The organism is Colwellia sp. TT2012, assembly GCF_001440345.1.
In the GTDB taxonomy this organism is placed as follows: Bacteria; Pseudomonadota; Gammaproteobacteria; order Enterobacterales; family Alteromonadaceae; genus Colwellia.
Genome location: NZ_LJYX01000017.1, coordinates 728,043 through 744,694, shown reverse-complemented (window position 1 = coordinate 744,694; position 16,652 = coordinate 728,043). Strand labels below are relative to the sequence as shown.

Annotated in this window: 13 protein-coding genes; 11 read left to right on the top strand and 2 right to left on the bottom strand. The window is 40.8% G+C overall.

The window, feature by feature from the left end; all coding sequences use genetic code 11:
* The first annotated feature begins 54 nt into the window (after positions 1-54).
* The 3 genes from ASU03_RS12910 to ASU03_RS12900 are packed head-to-tail and all read left to right on the top strand — an operon-like array spanning position 55 to position 2,157.
* Positions 55-588, top strand: coding sequence for an elongation factor P hydroxylase (locus tag ASU03_RS12910; RefSeq protein ID WP_057832167.1), 534 nt, complete (start codon positions 55-57; stop codon positions 586-588).
* 47 nt (positions 589-635) lie between these two features.
* Complete coding sequence (locus tag ASU03_RS12905; RefSeq protein WP_057832166.1) at positions 636-1,799, top strand: ATP-NAD kinase family protein; 1,164 nt, start codon at positions 636-638, stop codon at positions 1,797-1,799.
* A gap of 37 nt (positions 1,800-1,836) precedes the next feature.
* Positions 1,837-2,157, top strand: a complete 321-nt coding sequence (locus ASU03_RS12900; RefSeq protein ID WP_057832165.1) for a YfcL family protein — start codon at positions 1,837-1,839, stop codon at positions 2,155-2,157.
* A gap of 37 nt (positions 2,158-2,194) precedes the next feature.
* On the opposite strand, the gene ASU03_RS12895 is transcribed toward ASU03_RS12900, so the two are convergent.
* Positions 2,195-2,395, bottom strand: a complete 201-nt coding sequence (locus ASU03_RS12895; RefSeq protein WP_057832164.1) for a hypothetical protein — start codon at positions 2,393-2,395, stop codon at positions 2,195-2,197.
* A 96-nt stretch (positions 2,396-2,491) separates the two neighbouring features.
* Entirely contained in the window at positions 2,492-4,558 is a 2,067-nt protein-coding gene (gene mnmC, locus ASU03_RS12890; RefSeq protein ID WP_057832163.1) for an FAD-dependent 5-carboxymethylaminomethyl-2-thiouridine(34) oxidoreductase MnmC, read from the bottom strand.
* Between the two features lie 257 nt (positions 4,559-4,815).
* Here mnmC and fabB point away from each other — a divergent pair, with 257 nt between their 5' ends.
* From fabB to ASU03_RS12850, 8 genes are all read left to right on the top strand, one after another.
* Positions 4,816-6,027: a beta-ketoacyl-ACP synthase I gene (gene fabB / locus ASU03_RS12885; protein ID WP_057832162.1), complete on the top strand. Its 1,212-nt coding sequence runs from the start codon at positions 4,816-4,818 to the stop codon at positions 6,025-6,027.
* A 203-nt stretch (positions 6,028-6,230) separates the two neighbouring features.
* Positions 6,231-7,442: a 4-phosphoerythronate dehydrogenase gene (locus tag ASU03_RS12880; RefSeq protein ID WP_057832276.1), complete on the top strand. Its 1,212-nt coding sequence runs from the start codon at positions 6,231-6,233 to the stop codon at positions 7,440-7,442.
* Positions 7,443-7,452: 10 nt separating this feature from the next.
* Complete coding sequence (locus tag ASU03_RS12875) at positions 7,453-8,472, top strand: aspartate-semialdehyde dehydrogenase (RefSeq protein WP_057832161.1); 1,020 nt, start codon at positions 7,453-7,455, stop codon at positions 8,470-8,472.
* 426 nt (positions 8,473-8,898) lie between these two features.
* Complete coding sequence (locus ASU03_RS12870) at positions 8,899-12,591, top strand: FimV/HubP family polar landmark protein (RefSeq protein WP_057832160.1); 3,693 nt, start codon at positions 8,899-8,901, stop codon at positions 12,589-12,591.
* 86 nt (positions 12,592-12,677) lie between these two features.
* Positions 12,678-13,457, top strand: a complete 780-nt coding sequence (truA, locus tag ASU03_RS12865) for a tRNA pseudouridine(38-40) synthase TruA (protein ID WP_057832159.1) — start codon at positions 12,678-12,680, stop codon at positions 13,455-13,457.
* Positions 13,458-13,636: 179 nt separating this feature from the next.
* Positions 13,637-14,503 (top strand): acetyl-CoA carboxylase, carboxyltransferase subunit beta, encoded by an 867-nt coding sequence (accD, locus tag ASU03_RS12860; RefSeq protein ID WP_057181767.1) that lies wholly within the window; start codon positions 13,637-13,639, stop codon positions 14,501-14,503.
* Positions 14,504-14,554: 51 nt separating this feature from the next.
* Positions 14,555-15,868, top strand: a complete 1,314-nt coding sequence (folC, locus tag ASU03_RS12855) for a bifunctional tetrahydrofolate synthase/dihydrofolate synthase (RefSeq protein ID WP_057832158.1) — start codon at positions 14,555-14,557, stop codon at positions 15,866-15,868.
* A 96-nt stretch (positions 15,869-15,964) separates the two neighbouring features.
* The gene (locus ASU03_RS12850) at positions 15,965-16,585 is read left to right on the top strand and encodes an SPOR domain-containing protein (protein WP_057832157.1); all 621 of its coding nucleotides are present in this window, start codon (positions 15,965-15,967) and stop codon (positions 16,583-16,585) included.
* Positions 16,586-16,652 lie beyond the last annotated feature (67 nt).

Below are 16,652 nucleotides of genomic sequence, written 5' to 3'. Positions count from 1 at the left end.
ATCGCCATTTTTCGTTACAATAGCCGGTAATAATTTCAGTAAATAAACGTCGTCATGCTGCAGCACAATTACCAAGATCTCATCGCTCTATTCGAGCAAGTTTTTTTTCAGCAATATAATACCCGCTTAATCAAAGGTGCTGATGAACCTTTGTATGCACCTGCTGATGAAAACTGTGCTTACCATCAGATAATCTTTGCCCATGGCTATTATGCTAGCGCTTTTCATGAGATTGCTCATTGGTGCCATGCGGGGGTGAAAAGGCGTCTATTAGAAGATTTTGGCTATTGGTATATCCCCGATGGTCGTAATGAACAACAACAAAATAAATTTGAGCAGGTTGAAGTGATCCCACAAGCTATTGAGTGGGCCTTTAATGTTGCCGCACAAAAAAAATTCCATACCTCTGCCGATAATCTTAATGGTTACCTTGGCGATACGAATGCCTTTAAGGCTAAAGTTCATCAACAAGTATTGGTTTTTATTGAACATGGCTTTCCGCCTCGTGCACAGCAGTTTATTGCTGCACTGACGCACTTTTATCAAAGCGAATCTCTTTTAACCGCTGGGCAATTTAGTTACCGGTAGAAAGTAGTGTCGAAACCAGTATCTAAAATAGTAAAAAGGAACATGCAGTGAAGCATTTTAAACTAGGTTTAGTGATCAACCCTATTGCCGGTATAGGAGGTAGTGTTGCGCTAAAAGGCAGTGATGGCATGGTAATGCATGCGTTAGCACTTGGCGCAAAACCGCAAGCTAATGCCAGAGCAAAATTGGCTCTTGAAATATTATTACCTTATCAAGATGAGATTGTCATCTACACCGCTAATGATCTTATGGGGGAGCACTGTGCCCGTGAACTAGGCTTTAACGTAGAGGTGCTCTATCAAGCCAAACATAAACACACACAAAGTGAAGATAGTAAGTTAGCCGCACAAGCATTACTTGCGCAGGGCGTAGATATTATTTTATTTGCTGGTGGTGATGGCACCGCCCGAGATATTGCCAATGTGGTCACCAGTGATGATGATTATCAGCAAGTGCCGGTGTTAGGTATACCAGCAGGTTGCAAAATTCATTCGGGTGTTTATGCCATTACCCCTAAAGCTGCCGGTCGCGTTATTGAATTAATGGTCACCAAAGAATTAGTTACCTTAACGACCGGTGATGTTATGGATATAGACGAAAATTTATTTAGACAAGGTATAGTCAAAGCCAAGCGCTATAGTGAGATGAAAATTCCCTGTGAACTTCGCTATGTCCAAGCGGTTAAATCCGGCGGTAAAGAAAGTGATGAATTTGTGCTGCAAGATATTGCCGCCACTGTTATCGAAGAAATGGCTGATTATGAAAACCGGCAATTTATCATTGGCTCTGGCTCAACGACTGCTTTCTTAATGAGTGAGTTGAGTCTGGATAACACCTTACTGGGTGTCGATATTGTCAGTGAACAATCACTTACTGCCGCCGATGTCACTGAAACTGAACTCTTTCAAGCTATCACAGATTTTCAAGGTATCAGCAAGTTGGTTATTACCTTAATTGGTGGCCAAGGCCATGTTTTTGGCCGTGGTAATCAGCAATTAAGCCCTCGTATTATTCGGACTATTTTAGCGCAGCCTGGGGGCCGTGATAATATTATTATTATCGCGACTAAAACTAAATTAGCGGCCTTGGCTAATAGACCCTTGATTAGCGATACCGGCGATAGCGAATTAGATCAGCAGTTATCTGGCTTTATGACAATAACAACAGGCTATAAAGACCAAGTACTTTATCCACTAGCAAGTCCCCAGTAACAATAAACCCTATTTTTCAAATTTTTAAGTGATTTACATGTCAAACAATTCAAACAATTCAAACAATTCAAACAATTCAAGTGAGCAATTAACGACCATTGCCGATTTTTATCAGTATTTAGATGGTTTATTCGATCTAGATGATACCGACAGTGACACCTTATTTTCGGGCGGTTACTTGCGCGGGTTATTTTCCCTAGTGGCTACCGAGTTTGGTGATGAGAGCCAAGCTATTACCAGTGCTTTGGTTGCAGGAGTAGACAAAAAATTAACTCAAGCTAAAACCGAATTGTCGCCACAAGATCACGCTATAGTGACTAATTTTTGGCTGAAGGTTCAACAGCGATTTCCACTTTAGTCCAAGCGTTACGCACTTTTATATTTAAAATGAGGGGTTAGTGATTGATGTTATTCTTTTTTAGAGATGTTTTTTCTAGTATTTCTAACAAGTTGCCCGATGATTTACTCGCTCTAGTGCTATAAAATTGCGCCAGCTCTTTAAAACTCACTTGGGTCAGTGTTTCGCTTTGCAATAAGTGAGTGTATTGCCAAAGGTGAATGGCAAAATAACCCCCAGTATAATGACGAGAGTCCACGGTTGTAATACCTTGCTAACACGGGTTATTATCTTGGCGTTTTGGCTCATGGTAAGCGAAATTTTAAGCTGGATATTAGCTACAGCATAGACGACTTCACTTCGAGACTTTTCTTTTAATAATGTCTCTGATGATAAATCGGTTAGGGCTTAGGTTAAATAACATTTGGTTATTCATAGGGTAAGGGGTATTACATAAGTCTGCGGTTAAAATATCTGCCGCTAACGGAGCAGAGCACAAACCGCGGGCACCTAAACCAAGTAACACATAAAGGTTACTTATACACGGCGCTGCTTGACTATATTTCCAATTTTTATCCTTGGCTAAATGAGGGTAAGCTTTTATATGTTCGCTGATATTGGGTACTGCGCCAACGAGGGGCAGGTGGTCTTGCGACATACAGCGTAACCTTGCCTTACTTGATGCAATATCTTGCTCTTGCCAATTAATGGATGCGGATAACTCGGGTAAACACTTAGCTAACATCGTTAGATTATAACTATCGTCAGCTTTATTGGTGTTGATATTGGTATCATTTTTCTGAAAAGTTGCGCCTATGCAGTGGATACCGTTATTTTCGGGCGTTAAATAGCCCTTATGACAAATAACGGTCGATAGTTTCTTTATCTTACTATTACTTGCCATATTCGTGACTTGACCACGAGTAGCGGTCAGCGGTAGCGCCTGTAGTTGTTCAATTTCAATGGCATCAGCGCCGCCACATATGACCAAAACACTGGCGTTAAATTCCCCTTGCTTACTCGATAAGCACCATGAGCTGTTACTTTCCCCTTTAGTGCTGCCTACATCTGCAGTAGCGTTAGCAACTTGTCGTATTTTGGTGATATGGGTATCGGTCACTATATCTAAAAGGTTACTTGCTTTAGCTGCATTAAAAATTTGTTTTACTAAGTGCTGAGGTGACAGCCAACCAGCACTTGGCATAAACAGACCGCCATAAGGTAGGTCTATATTGGCAAGTTTGCTGGCCTGCTTGGCATTGACGCCATGGATAAGCTCTTTAGGCCAAGTATTTAGCTGTTCAAATGCTTGTTGCCTTTTAGTTAATGCTTCTTTATAAGAGACTTCCAATAAACCACACCACTGATGGGGGAAGGAAAAACCTTGCTCAGTAATTTCATGGTATAGCGCTTTAGCACGCCAGAAGGCTTGCTGATAAAAAGAACTGATATCATCGGCTTGTTGGTGCAGTAAAGGGTATAAAGCGGCAATAGCATTACTAGAGGCGCCTTGGGCCAGAGCGCTATCTTTACAATACAAGGTAACTCTTATGCCTTGTTTAGTTAGTGCATAAGCCGCACAGGCTGAAGCGATGCCGCCACCGATAATACTGACATGTTGAGGCTTGGTAATACGTGGTCTTAATTGATAACCTTTATTTGTTAAGGGGTTACTTTGCCTGACAGCGTAAAACATGGCTTTATTTTTACCTACACCACTTTGATTTTCAAAGCGAAAGCCTATTTCGTGCAACTGTCTTGGTGAAAAGTCCGCTAGGGGCATAGTGGTAAGTGTTGCTTGCTCTTTTGCCAGTCGGCCAATTTGGCTGACTAGGGCTTTGCTGTACAGGTAAGGATTTGTTCTTGCAGAAAATTCAGCTAAATACCAAGCATCGACTACCCCTTGTGGGGCACATTTTAGTGAAGATAAAGCTTCGGCTGCCTCATCAAATACCAGGGTTAAACTCACTTGGCCATTTAAAAAACTTGCCTGAAAATCTGGCTGGAATTGTTCAACAGCGCAATCCGGGTAACTATTTGTGAGTGCTAACGCCAGCTCCTCTAGTTGCGGAAATTTAGCTAAAGCCTGGATAAGTTGCTCTTTTGAGCGTGGATACTGCTCAACACTAATAAAATGCAAAGGAGCAAGTGGGCTCGATGAATGTAGTTGCGCTTTTTGGTACGCCTGTAAGGTTAATAAAAAATTTAAGCCAGTAGCAAAGCCTATTTCAGCTACAGTAAAAGTTTGCTTAGCCGTTTGTAAACGACGTTTTATTTGATTTTTTTGAATGAAAATCGACTCACATTGCCGATAAGCTGACTCACTATCAAAATAAAAGGCATCAAAACGCTGGCAATAGGGAGTCGCATCTTCTTGATAGGATAATTTACTGCTTTTATATGTTTTATCTGGTTTTTTCATGAAAAATTCTTTTGCTTAAGTGATAAAAATAGTACATATTTAGCTTAGAGTACCTTATCTATTTTACCTGACATATTGATTCTAATCAGAAAGTAATAACAGATAGTTAAAATGTCATAGATATATTAGAATGGATATTATATTATAGTGTACAAGTGTACGCTGGTTTATGTTGCCATGAGCAACTAGTAATACCAGTTCGACGGCTATTACGAGTATAATAGCGCAAAATTTTATAATTATAGATGGTTAGTTAAATGAAACGTGTCGTAATAACAGGCTTAGGTATTGTCTCCAGTATTGGTAATAATATTGATGAAGTATTGGCCTCATTAAAAGCTGGTAAGTCAGGTATCACTCACTCGGATAGCTTTGCTGAGCAAGGTTTGAAAAGTAATGTTTGGGGAAAGCCTGATCTAGTGATTAAAGAGCATATCGACCGTAAAGCGGTACGTTTTATGGGTGATGCGGCAGGTTATGCTTATATTGCTATGGAACAAGCGGTTAAAGATGCCAAATTAACTGAAGAACAAATCTCCAATGTGCGTACGGGTATTGTTGCCGGTTCAGGTGGAGCATCATCAGCGAATATTGTTGCCTCAACAGACACCCTGCGTACCCGTGGTATTCGTCGTGTTGGCCCTTATGCTGTGCCTAAAACTATGGGCAGTACTGTTTCAGCTTGTTTAGCCACACCCTTCAAAATTAAAGGTGTTAACTACTCAATTAGCTCAGCTTGTGCAACCAGTGCTCACTGTATTGGTAACGCGATGGAATTAATCCAATTAGGCAAACAAGATATTGTTTTTGCGGGTGGTGGTGAAGAAGTTCATTGGTCTCTTGCGATGATGTTTGATGGTATGGGCGCATTATCAGCAGGTCGTAATGACACACCTGAATTAGCATCTCGTACCTATGATGCTGACCGTGACGGTTTTGTTATTTCTGGTGGCGGCGGTATGGTTGTTGTTGAAGAACTTGAACATGCTCTTGCCCGTGGCGCACATATTTATGCTGAACTTGTTGGTTATGGTGCAACTTCTGATGGCTATGACATGGTCGCACCTAGTGGTGAAGGCGCAGTGCGTTGTATGAAACAAGCAATGCAAGGTGTGGAAGGTAAAATTGATTACTTAAATACTCATGGCACTTCAACGCCTGTTGGCGATGTTAAAGAGTTAGGCGCTATTCAAGAATTATTTGGTGATGATTCACCGGCAATTAGTGCAACTAAAGCCATGACAGGTCATGCTCTTGGTGCTGCGGGTGTTCACGAAGCTATTTACTCAATTTTAATGATGGAGCATAGCTTTGTCGCGCCATCAATCAATATTGATAATTTAGATGAAAAAGCTCATGGCTTAGATATAGTGACTGAAAAACGAGATGTTGAACTTAATCTCATTATGTCAAACAGCTTTGGTTTCGGTGGAACTAATGCCACCTTGGTGATGAAAAAATATAAATAGCTTTATATTGCAGTAGTAAAGCTGCTCACTTGCTACGGAATTTAAAATAAACCATGTTAAGCGCCTGCTTGATGTGGTTTTTTATTTGTACAATAGCTTAATCTAGCTTTATCTAGATGAATATTCTTGGCTTACCTAGCGCTTAATAGCTAAATTAGCGTATAATTGTGCACATTAATGCCATTAGCCAGTTAGTTCAAGCCATGAAAATATTTTTTGATGAAAATATGCCCTTTGCCCAAGAGTTTTTTAGTGAACTCTGTCACCTTAATATGGGTCACAATGGCGATGAGCAGGGGGAATTAATCCCTTTTTCTGGACGAACATTAACCGCGGAGCAAGTTGCCGATGCTGATGTCCTACTCGTGCGTTCGATTACCCAAGTTAATGAGCAGTTACTTCACCTTAACGATAAACTCTCTTTTGTTGGTAGCGCCACCATAGGCACAGATCATATTGATCAGCATTATCTAGCAAAACGCAACATACCCTTCCATTCAGCGCCAGGCTGTAATGCTATTTCCGTTGCTGAATATGTATTAAGTGCATTAGTGGTGTTAGCTGAACGTTATCTACTTGATTTATCGTCATTAACCGTTGGTATCGTTGGTGGCGGTAATACTGGCAGCCGTTTAAGTGAGAAGCTACTGGCCTTGGGCATTGAGCATAAAATATGTGACCCCTTGTTAGCAGAAAAACAGGCCGAAAATCAGCGCCAACAGCAAGCGCAAGGTGACCCTATTGACCGTACAGATAAAAGAAAGTATGTCTCACTGGCGGAAGTCTTAGCTTGTGATGTCATCTCTTTACATGTGCCTAAAGTTGTTGGTGGCGCACACCCAACATTTCAATTATTAAATGAAGAAAACCTTACTCAGTTACACGATGAGCAAATATTAATCAGTGCTTGTCGTGGCGATGTGATTGATAACCATGCCTTACTAGCGCTTAAACAGGCGGGTCATGGGCTCAAAATTGTGCTCGATGTGTGGCAAGGCGAGCCGGACGTCCTTGAGGCCTTAATTCCTTATACTGAAATAGCCACGGCACACATTGCTGGTTATAGCTTAGAAGGAAAAGCTCGTGGTAGTGAAATGCTCTATCAGGCATTATGTCAACAGCTTAAAATTGAGCCAAAATATCAATTAGCCAATTTTTTACCGCCAGCAAGTATTCCAGCAATTGAAATTAATCAAAATTTTAGCCAAATACTACTAAACCAGTTAGTTAAAATGGTTTACGATGTCAGGCGAGACGATGCAATATTTCGTCAACAATTATTCACTCAAGGTTTCGATAGTCTACGGAAAAATTACCCCGTTCGCAGGGAGTTTTCCGCGGTTACCGTTACCTTGTCACCCAATACCGATAGTGATGTGCCACATCGCTTAGGTTTTAGTAAAATGTCCAACTAGAGAGAGAATCATGGCACAGAAATTTGATGTATGTATACTTGGCGCAACAGGATTAGTTGGCAAAACAATTATGGATATTTTAGCCGAACGAAAATTCCCCATTAATAAACTCTACCCATTAGCAAGTGCTCGCTCTGCGGGTGAGATCATTGAGTTTAATGGTGAAAGTATTGAAGTACTTGACGCCGAACATTTTGATTGGAGCCTAGCACAAATTGGTTTCTTCTCAGCTGGCGGCGCCACTTCTGCTAAGTTTGCGCCTATAGCGGGTGAAGCTGGTTGTATTGTTATCGATAATACCTCTGAGTTTCGTTACGATGACGATATTCCTCTTATTGTGCCTGAAGTTAATCCAGAAGCCTTAGTGGATTACCGTAATCGCAATATCATTGCTAATCCTAATTGTTCAACCATTCAAATGATGGTGGCGTTAAAGCCTATTTATGATGCCGTTGGTATTAGCCGGATCAATGTTTGTACCTATCAATCGGTATCTGGTGGTGGTAAAGAGTCTATGGATGAATTAGCGAAACAAACCGCTGATTTATTAAGTGGCAAGCCAGTGAAAAGTAAAAACTTTTCTCGCCAAATCGCTTTTAATGTTATTCCACAAATTGATGTCTTCTTAGAAAATGGTTACACCAAAGAAGAAATGAAGATGGTTTGGGAAACTAAGAAAATACTCGGTGATGAAAACGTCTTAGTTAATCCTACCGCAGTGCGTGTTCCGGTGTTTTTTGGTCATGGCGAAGCCCTGCACATTGAAACTAATTCTCCTATTTCTGCAGAAGAAGTTAAAGACTTGTTAGAGAAAGCTCCCGGTGTCGTACTTTGTCGTAATGATGAAGACTTCCCCACCCAAATTAGTGATGCTAGTGGTAAAGATGAAACGTATGTTGGTCGTATTCGTGAAGATATCAGCCACAATTGCGGCATAAATATGTGGGTTGTTGCTGATAATGTCCGCAAAGGGGCGGCAACAAATAGTGTACAAATTGCTGAGTTATTGGTAAAAGATTATTTAAGCTAGTGACTTAAGGTTGTTAACTACGATAAATTAAGTTAACAAAAGTTAAATACAGTCAATCAATAAAACTCGTCGTTCATTATCGCCATATAGTGAACGACGAGTTTTTTAGTTTAATCACCTAATCCCTTTCGATAACAGGTATTGCTCAAGGGACGCTGTCATAGTTAAAATCTCTAACTAGGTATTCACCATACCAAGTTTTTTTGCGACTTTGTTTATCGGGCCGTTACAAAAATAGAAGACTTATTGAGTGAATTTGCTATTATCTTGTTAGTTAATGCTTTTTTGGAATAAAGATTGCATTTTATCTGTTAGATAAGCTTTACTAGGTAAAAGGTGAAGTAATGCGGTGTTTTTTTGGCGCAACATATAATGCTTAGTGCCCATAACATAAAATAGTTAAACTAGCTTACATTAGGAATTCTGATGCAAAAATTATTACGCTTGTGCCTATGGCAGGCGATTATTATTGGCATACTCACTGCTCATTTCCCCGTTATTAGTGCAGAAGAAGATCGCGGTATTCGCATGCGTGGACCTAAAAGTAGTGATGTGTTTGTTTATAACCGATACGGCCCCATCATTTCTACAGATACTTTGTGGAACATTGCCACAAGAGTTAAGCCTGATACTCGCTTGAGTGTTTACCAAGTAATGCAGGCGCTATATCAAGAAAATCCACAAGCGTTTGTTGATAGTAATATCAACTATTTAGTCGAGGGGCAATATTTAAAAATCCCATCGTTTAATAACATGCTGGCGATTAATGCCGAGAGTGCCAAAAATAAGTCAGCGCGTGATAGTAAAGCTTGGCTAAAAAATCAGCCTAAAGCGACTAAAAAAAGAGTAGCGCAAGCGCAGACGCTTCAGAAAAAAGATTTGGATTCGGTAAAAACTGAAATTAAAGAGCAATTGCAAAAAATTGATGGTCAGCAACAAAAACGTTTAGAGAGTATTCAAAATGATATCTCAGATTCTATTGATGGCCTGCAAGCAATTTTAAGAGAAAATGAAGCTTTACGGCAGCGACTCAACTCTTTTAATGACACGCTTGACGTCATGCAAAATGAGGTCGCTAAAGGTAAAGAAATTAAGTTGCAAATGGACGACATGATCAAATTGCAGCAAGCCTTATTAGCAAAGGCGGAAGCTAGGGAACAGCAGTTATTATTAGAGCAGCAACAGGCAGCACTGGCAGAGCAAGATATAACCTCAACTTTATGGTTTAAAATTGTCATGGGCACCATGCCAGCTCTTTTAATCCTCGCCTTATTAGGCTTTTTGTTTAAGCGTAGGCAACAAGCATCGGATGAAGCTTTTTTCAGCGAGTTAGATAGCAAAAAGAAAACACCTAGTCCTAAAAAAGAAACTGATGTTAAAGAGGAACTATCACTTGATAATGAATTGTCATTAGACGATGAGCTGAGCTTGGATGATGAGCTTGATTTGAGTGATGACTTGTCATTGGATGATGAATTATCCATTGATTTAATTGACAACGATAGTGATGCTATTCATTTAGATGAAGACGATAGTTTAGATGATCTCGATGATCTCGATGATCTTGAAGATATACTACTCGATGATAGTAGTGACGATGATATTCTTGAGGGCGGTGAGTTGGCTCAAGATGATTTAGACTCATTGTTATCAGGATTAGATGATGAACCTCCTGGCTCGGCAAAGCCTTCAGCCGATGATAAAACCAATGACCAAACGGATGAGCTTGCTGGCGGTGAATTAAACCAAGATGACTTAGATGATTTACTTGGCGGTTTAGACGATCTTGACGATGAGGATCCCGTTATTGAAGAGCCAGCTAAAGAAAAATCCGAAGTTGCACTCGATGAAATAAATGAACAGGTAACTGACGAAAAAAATGACCAAGCAGACGAGCTTACTGGTGGTGAACTAAGTCAAGATGACTTAGATGATCTGCTGGGTGGTATTGACAAGCTTGATGATGACGAGCCAGCGAAAGAACAAGTATCAGTATCAGTACCCGCTAAAGAAGCGCCTGTTGAGATAACAGCAGAAAAAATAGCCGAAGAAACAGCAGAGGTCACGGATCCAGATGATATTGATGCGCTACTTGCTTCTGTTTCTGCTCAGGCAAGTGATGCGGCAAGTGACTCAGTTGCTGACGAACCGGTCAAAGCAGCCGAAAAAGGTGCTCCTATTGAAAAAATAGCAGAAAAAATAGTCGAAGACAAAGCAGCAGCAGATGTCACTGACCCAGATGATATCGATGCGCTACTTGCTTCTGTTTCTGCTCAGGCAAGTGATGCGGCAAGTGACTCAGTTGCTGACGAACCGGTCAAAGCAGCCGCAAAAGGTGCTCCTATTGAAAAAGCGGCAGAAAAAATAACCGAAGAAAAAGTAGCAGCGGATGTTACTGATCCAGATGATATCGATGCGCTACTTGCCTCGGTGTCTGCTCAGGGAAGTGATACGGCAAGTGACACAGTTGCTGATAAGCCGGTCGAAGCAGCCGCTAAAGAAGCTCCTGTTGAAATAACAGCAGAAAAAATAGCCGAAGAAACAGCAGAGGTCACGGATCCAGATGATATCGATGCGCTACTTGCCTCTGTGTCTGCTCAGGCAAGTGACTCAGTCGCTGACGAGCCAGTCGAAGCAGCCCCTAAAGAAGCTCCTGTTGAAATAACAGCAGAAAAAATAGCCGAAGAAACAGCAGAGGTCACGGATCCAGATGATATCGATGCGCTACTTGCCTCTGTGTCTGCTCAGGCAAGTGATGCAGTCGCTGACGAGCCAGTCGAAGCAGCCGCTAAAGAAGTACCTGTTGAAATAACAGCAGAAAAAATAGCCGAAGAAACAGCAGAGGTCACGGATCCAGATGATATCGATGCGCTACTTGCCTCGGTTTCTGCCCAGGGAAGTGATGCGGCAAGTGACTCAGTCACGGACAAGCCAGTCGAAGCAGCCGCCGACGAGTCAGCTGAACTTACCGACCCAGATGACATTGATGCTTTGATTGCCTCAATGTCCGATCATGCGCCAACGCCGTCAATATCGGAAAAAACAGCTTTGCCAGACGAAACATCGGCTATGGCAATGGACGAACAGGGCACTAAGGAAAACGATAGTGGCTTGAGTGCTGAAGAGTTACAAATCCAAAAAGAAATTGCAGAAAATGAAGCTAAAATTGCTGAATTTACCGCTGAATATGTCACGCCATTTCTCACCGCAGATTTTAGCGATATTCTGGCCAAGCAAAATGACGCTGAATTAACTGATGAAACAGTAGCGAGTAGTGAAAGTGCTGCCGTAGATGATGAGTTAGATATTGATGCCCTTATTGCTGATACACAAAGCGAAAATGAAGTTGGGCAAAATGAGCAACAAGGCACTCAAGAAGATATTGGCGATAGCTTAACGGACTATATGAGCGATGAAACAGCTAATGGACAAAGTGATGAATCATTCACTGAGTCGGCATTAAGTCAATTGTTAGTCGAAGAGGGGCTAGATGAAACGGCTGAGCAATCAGGGCAAGAAACAGAAATAAGTCCTCTTAATGTTATTGATCTTGCTCCTGACTTTTCTGACGAAGAGGTCTTAGCTGACTTATTGGCCGAGACTACTGATGTAGACGAAGAAAAAGATCCGGAAAAAATGGCTGATTTAGACATAATTACCGAGTTAGATAATGTTGATTTTGATGAATTGTTAGCAACTATTGAGAAAGAGTCAACCACTGCCTCAACAGCGGTTGATAAGGTTGAGCTAACCATTGATGATATTGATGATGATTTAATTAATGACAATCTTAGCGAAAGCCTTGAAAGCATCAAAGAAGCTGAGGCAACAGAGGATTATGTCTCTGTTGATGAACTGCTCTCTGAAAGTTTAGCCAATGCAGATGCCTCTGAGCCTTACGAAAAGACTAATATTGAAGTTGGTTTAGCTCGGTTTTCCGAAAATAATAGTGGTATTGATGTTGATAAAGATGGCTCCATGTCGAGTAAGTTAGATTTGGCAAAAATGTATATAGAGATGAGTGATGAAGAAAACGCTGAAGTAATCTTGCAGGAGGTCATTAAAAAAGGTAACAAAACTCAGCAAGTGGCCGCACAAAGACTATTAGATACATTGTAAGGCGCTAATATAAAATAGTATAACGGGATAAAATAAAGGATAATGCGCAGCGAAAATAATCTCCTCACCAAACAAGGTAGGTTTGCATGCGTTATGCGTTAGGTATTGAGTATGATGGTAAAAATTATTGTGGCTGGCAACGGCAAAATAACGCTATCACTGTACAAGAAAAAGTAGAGAAAGCCTTATCAAAAATTGCCGATGAAGCTATAGAGGTTGTTTGTGCTGGGCGTACTGATACGGGCGTTAATGCAACTAATCAAGTTATCCATTTTGATACCTCTAAACAACGTAAAGATATCGCTTGGACTTTGGGTGTTAATACTCATTTACCTGCTGATATTGCTATTTCATGGGTGAAGCAAGTCGATGACGAATTTCATGCACGTTTTAGTGCCACCGCGAGAAATTACCGTTATATCATCTATAATAAACCGCTACGTTCAGCTATATTAAGTTACGGCATCAGCCATTGTCACTATGCCTTAGATGAAAAACTTATGCAGCAAGGCGCCGATCATCTGCTTGGACAACATGATTTTACCTCTTTTCGAACCGTACATTGCCAGTCTCACTCTGCGGTTCGTACGATAAAACATTGTCGGGTGACTCGACAAGGTGATTACCTTATTGTTGATATCAAGGCGAATGCTTTTTTGCATCATATGGTAAGAAATATTGTTGGTAGTTTAATGCGTGTGGGTCAATCACAAGAAACAACCTCTTGGATAAAAGAGGTACTATTGGCTAAAAACCGCTGTGTTGCTGGCGTTACGGCCCCACCGGAAGGGTTATATTTTGTTGATGTTGATTACCCCGAAAGTTTTAACTTGCCTAAAAGTCGTTTAGGGCCACTATTTTTATAAGAAAAAAAGGTGGTGAAATCATGGTTTTCACTGAGCAGACCAGTTTTTTCTATATTCTATAGGGTATAGTATGCTCTAATATGTGGTTTAAAATTAGTATAAATTCAAACCAGAGTTTGGTGGATTATTTCCATCAATAAACCGACAGATATTTCGTTGCAACAGGCAAAAATAAAATTATGAGCTGGATAGAAAAAATTCTCCCGAAAGCAAAAACGACACAAAAAAGTAATATTCCTGAGGGTGTATGGAGTAAGTGTTCTTCATGTAATGCCGTGCTTTATAAAGCTGAATTAGAGCGTCAAATATCAGTATGTCCTAAATGTGATCACCATATGCGAATCAATGCGCGTAAACGTATTGATAGCTTTCTTGACCAGAACAATCGCATTGAATTAGGTGCGGAGTTTGAAGCACAAGATATCTTAAAGTTTAAAGACACTAAGCGATATAAAGATCGTTTAACTGCCGCTCGAAAAAACACCGGTGAGAAAGATGCTATGGTGGTCATGAGTGGTGAATTATATGGTATGCCAGTTGTTGTTGCCGCCTTTGAATTTGCCTTTTTAGGCGGGTCAATGGCTTCTGTAGTTGGTGCTCGTTTTGTTAAGGGTGTTGAATACTGTTTAGAGCATAATGTACCCTTTATCTGTTTCTCAGCCAGTGGCGGTGCCCGCATGCAAGAAGCGCTAATATCTTTAATGCAAATGGCAAAAACCAGTGCCGCTTTAGCTAAAATGAGTGAGCAAGGTCTGCCTTACGTGTCAGTATTAACGGACCCAACTATGGGGGGCGTATCGGCAAGTTTGGCTATGTTAGGTGATATTAATCTGGCTGAGCCTAAAGCACTAATAGGTTTCGCTGGCCCGCGTGTTATTGAGCAAACCGTTAGAGAGAAGTTACCTGAAGGATTCCAGCGCAGTGAGTTTTTATTAGAACGAGGCGCTATTGATATGATTGTTGATCGTCGTGAAATGAAAACAACAATAGCGAGAATGTTAGCTAAGTTTATGGGCCAAGATAGCGTAGTTTCGAAAGCAGAATAAGCCAATAGTCGTTATTGCTTATTTCACTTCAATCACTTATTGATGACATAAATGTTAAAATCAAATTCAAGCCACTATCAAGATTTCACTCATCTCGATCAGTGGCTTTATTATTTAGAAAATCTACATAGTACTGAGATAGATCTTGGTTTAGATCGAGTTGGCAAAGTTGCCCAGCGTTTAGCGATTGACTTAAGTTTTGCCAAGGTTATTACGGTTGCCGGCACAAATGGTAAAGGCACCACCTGTGCTTTTATGGAGAATGCCTTACTTAACGCCAAAATAGCAGGTGCAAAGCAAAGCGTTGCCGTTTATTCCTCTCCCCATATGCAGCGCTTTAATGAGCGCCTGAGGATTAATAAGCAAGATATTGAAGATCAGGCGTTAATGGCTGCTTTTGAACAAATTGAAGCGGCTCGTGGCGAAATATCTCTCAGCTACTATGAATATACAACATTAGCAGCACTGTTGGTGTTAATGGATGTTAAACCGAGCTTTATCATACTTGAAGTTGGCCTAGGTGGCCGTTTGGATGCAACGAATATCATTGATGCCGATATTGCGGTGATCACTACCATAGATCTTGACCATCAAGCTTTCCTAGGCAATGACAGAGAAAGTATTGGCTTTGAAAAAGCAGGTATTATGCGACAAGAGCAAGACATAGTCATTGGTGATAGTAATGTACCTAAGTCGGTGCTAGCTCATGCTCATGCGTTACACGCTCTTCATGGTGAAAGGTTATTTTTACGTGAGCTAGCGTTTGTTGTTACCGGTGAAAAAACTTCTTGGCAATGGCAATCAAAGCAAACGTTGTTAACCGCGCTAAAAACACCCTTTATCCCACGAGATAACGTGGCGACCGCGTTAATGGTGTTAGAAAAACTTGAAATACCTCTTAGCGCTGACTTTGTGAACCAAATTATTTCGATAACTAAAGTCGCCGGGCGAACAGAATTAATACCACAAAAAAATCATTGTGATGTAATTCTCGACGTTGGCCATAATCCCCAAGCAACTCGATACTTAGCGGATTACCTTAAGCAGTTAAAAGAACAAGCTAACTATGAAAATATTTATGCTGTCGTTGCTATGCTCGGTGATAAAGACATCAGTGGCTGTTTGCAATCACTAAAAGATGTTGTTGATTATTGGTATGCTGGAGCGCTAAGTGTACCAAGGGCTGCCAGCAAAGAAACTATGCAAAGTAAGTTGGCGATGTTCACTAATGCCACTAATTGTTTTGACAATGTTGATGAGGCATTTAGAATGGCGAACAAGCAGGCGAGTTCGTCTGACTTAATTCTTGTATTTGGCTCATTTTTTACTGTTGCTCAAATCAGAGCCCAGCTGACTATTTGTTAGTTTGGCCGTGTTAGTTTTACCGTATTAGTTTGGCGGTATTCATTTTGAGCGGTAAGTTTTCCGAATTACTTAAGTTGTATTAATTAGGAGTGTCTCTTGTCTACACCGTTTCAAAATCGCCTTGTCGGTACTGTTATTGTTGCCGCCGTGGTTATTATTTTCCTACCTGATGTACTTGATGGCGAGAAACAGTCACACCAAGCTGATTTTGAAGCTATCCCTCAAGCTGAAGTTTTTTCTGGAAAGCTAATCAATAAACCCTTTCCTGAAGAGAACTTAGTACGACAAAAAGCTATCTCAATTTCTAATGAGCAAGCTATCGATGAGGTTATAACTGATTATACCCATGGGCAGTCGCCGAAAACTGCGGAAAAGTTAAAAGATAAAGTGGCCGTTACTAAACCGCTCGCTAAAGCGCCAGTAAAAATACCAAACCAGCTAAGTAAAACCTTACCAGAAAAAGCGGTCCCTCAAGAAGCCTGGGTGATTCATTTAGGCAGTTTTAAAGATAAAAGTAATGTTGCCCAGTTATTAACAAAGTTAAAGTCTATGGGTTATATTGCTTTTACTAAACCAATCAAAACCAAGCAGGGCATATTAACTAAAGTCATTATCGGGCCAGAGTTAATAAAGTCAGCCATGGTTAAAAAGCTACCGGCGCTGAAGAAATTGACGGGTATCCAAGGGAAAGTGGCGTATTTTGAACCGATTAAGTAACAGGGTTTTATAAAATGTAGGCATTATTTTGCTACTTCTGGTAGAATGCGCGCCTCTAATTTAGAGA